Annotated in this window: 3 protein-coding genes; all 3 read left to right on the forward strand. The window is 63.6% G+C overall.

Features of this window, described 5'->3' with window-relative positions; genetic code table 11:
• Positions 1 to 334, forward strand: a 334-nt coding sequence (locus AC1DYI_RS32855; protein WP_477208306.1) for an arsenate reductase/protein-tyrosine-phosphatase family protein, incomplete at its 5' end; no start/stop codon positions are given.
• Between the two features lie 240 nt (positions 335 to 574).
• Positions 575 to 1,108 (forward strand): Fe-S cluster assembly transcriptional regulator IscR, encoded by a 534-nt coding sequence (iscR, locus tag AC1DYI_RS32860; protein ID WP_329721337.1) that lies wholly within the window; start codon positions 575 to 577, stop codon positions 1,106 to 1,108.
• Between the two features lie 21 nt (positions 1,109 to 1,129).
• Positions 1,130 to 2,353, forward strand: a complete 1,224-nt coding sequence (locus tag AC1DYI_RS32865; protein ID WP_477208307.1) for an IscS subfamily cysteine desulfurase — start codon at positions 1,130 to 1,132, stop codon at positions 2,351 to 2,353.
• Positions 2,354 to 2,387: the final 34 nt, after the last annotated feature.

The raw sequence follows: 2,387 nt of genomic DNA on the forward strand, positions 1-2,387 counted from the left end.
GCCCGACACCCGCTCGCAAGATCACGCACGCCGACGCGGCTACGAACTGGCGGCGTTGCGGGCCCGGCAGGTTGGAGCGGCCGATTTCGATGGACGCGTCGACTGGCTGCTGGCGATGGACCGCTGGCACCTGGCCGCACTGAAACGCCGCTGCGCGCCGGCCCGCCACGGCTCGCTGCGGCTGTTGATGGATTTTTCCGGCAAGCCCGGGATCGAAGTGCCAGACCCGTATTACGGCGGTCCGGCAGACTTCGAACGGGTGCTCGACCTCGTCGAAGCCGGCTGTGATGGTTTTCTGCAGACCTTGTTCAAGCAACAAGCTGACCCCATCTGATCCTTTCCAGCGGCTTCATGCTGTCAACGCCGGCAACAGTGTGTTTACGTGTCGTTGACGAATCGAGACTCGACAAAAACCCTCGGTCGCCGCTATAATTGAGCAAAACAGTCGGACTCTGCCGCGGGTAAACCCGGGCTGTCCGTTACGGGTCCAACCCATTTGGCCGATTTGGCCGCAAAGAGTTTTGAGGTCGTCGCGCGAGGGTGGCGACTGACGAGCTCTCAGCAGGAGAACCCTATGCGATTGACCACCAAGGGCCGCTTTGCGGTCACCGCCATGATTGATCTGGCGCTGCGCTCGAACAACGGGCCCGTGGCGCTGGCGGCGATCAGCCAGCGTCAGCAAATTTCACTCTCGTACCTGGAGCAGCTGTTTGGCAAGCTGCGCCGGCACGAGTTGGTGGAAAGCACACGCGGCCCCGGCGGCGGCTACTCGCTCGGCCGCAAGGCCGAGGAAATCAGCGTCGCCGACATCATCGTCGCCGTCGATGAACCGATCGACGCCACCGGCTGCGCCGGCAAAGAGAACTGCATGGGCGACGACGCCGGTCGCTGCATGACCCACGAGTTGTGGGCCAGCCTGAACACCAAGATGATCGAATTCCTCGACTCGATCACCTTGCGCAAGCTGGTCGACGATCAACTCGCCAAGGGCGTGTCGATCGAAGAAGCGCCGATCAAGCGCGCGATCTCCAGCCAGCCGGTCGTCAAGCCGATCAAGATCACCGCACCGAACTCGGTGTTTGCGCTCGGGAATGCGTTCTCGAAGTAAGGGACCCAGAAGTTTTTTGCCATGGACATGACCCCGCATTTCCCGATCTACATGGACTACGGCGCCACCACGCCGGTTGACAGCCGCGTGGTGGACGCCATGGTGCCGTGGTTGCGCGAGCACTTCGGCAACCCGGCATCTCGCAGCCACGCCTGGGGCTGGGAAGCGGAAGAGGCCGTGGAAAAGGCCCGCGGCGAGGTGGCGGCGTTGATCAACGCCGACCCGCGCGAGATTGTCTGGACCTCGGGTGCCACCGAGTCCAACAATCTGGCGATCAAAGGCGCGGCGCACTTCTACGCCCAGACCAAGGGCAAGCACATCATCACCGTGAAGACCGAGCACAAGGCTGTGCTCGACACGGTGCGTGAGCTTGAGCGCCAAGGCTTCGAGGCGACCTACCTCGACGTGCAACCCGACGGCCTGGTCAATTTCGAGGCCTTCAAGGCCGCGATCCGGCCGGACACGGTATTGGCGTCGGTGATGTTCGTCAACAACGAGATCGGCGTCATCCAGGACATGGTGGCACTTGGCAACCTGTGCCGCGAAAAGGGCGTGATCTTTCACGTCGACGCGGCGCAAGCCACCGGCAAGGTCGAGATCGACATGACCAAGCTGCCGATCGACCTGATGAGCCTGGCTTCGCACAAGTCCTATGGCCCGAAGGGCATCGGTGCGCTGTACGTGCGTCGCAAACCGCGCGTGCGCCTCGAAGCGCAGATGCACGGTGGCGGCCATGAGCGCGGCCTGCGCTCGGGCACGCTGGCCACGCACCAGATCATCGGCATGGGCGAGGCTTTCCGCATCGCCCGCGAAGAGATGGCGGCCGAGCTGCCGCGCATCCGTGCGCTGCACCAGCGCCTGATCGATGGCCTGTCCGGCATCGAGCAGACCTTCATCAACGGCCACCTCGAACAGCGCGTGCCGCACAACCTGAACATCTCGTTCAACTATGTGGAAGGCGAGTCGCTGATCATGGGCGTGAAGGGCATTGCAGTGTCCTCCGGCTCGGCCTGCACCTCGGCCAGCCTGGAGCCCAGCTATGTGCTGCGTGCGCTCGGCCGCAGCGACGAGCTGGCGCACTCGAGCCTGCGCATCACGATCGGCCGCTTCACGACCGAAGAAGAGATCGACTACGCCGTGTCGACGCTGAAGGAGCGCGTCGCCAAGCTGCGTGAGCTGTCCCCGCTGTGGGACATGTACCGCGACGGCGTCGACATCTCAGCCATTCAATGGGCCGCGCATTGAGGGAAAGCGCGCCCCGCGACTAACGATCCAGGAG

It is taken from the genome of Ideonella sp. P3_A4 (assembly GCF_056403075.1).

Bases quoted from the DNA above. Each gene is read 5' to 3' on its own strand.
- iscR (WP_329721337.1), top strand. From the start codon at position 575: ATGCGATTGACCACCAAGGGCCGCTTTGCGGTCACCGCCATGATTGAT.
- AC1DYI_RS32865 (WP_477208307.1), top strand. From the start codon at position 1,130: ATGGACATGACCCCGCATTTCCCGATCTACATGGACTACGGCGCCACC.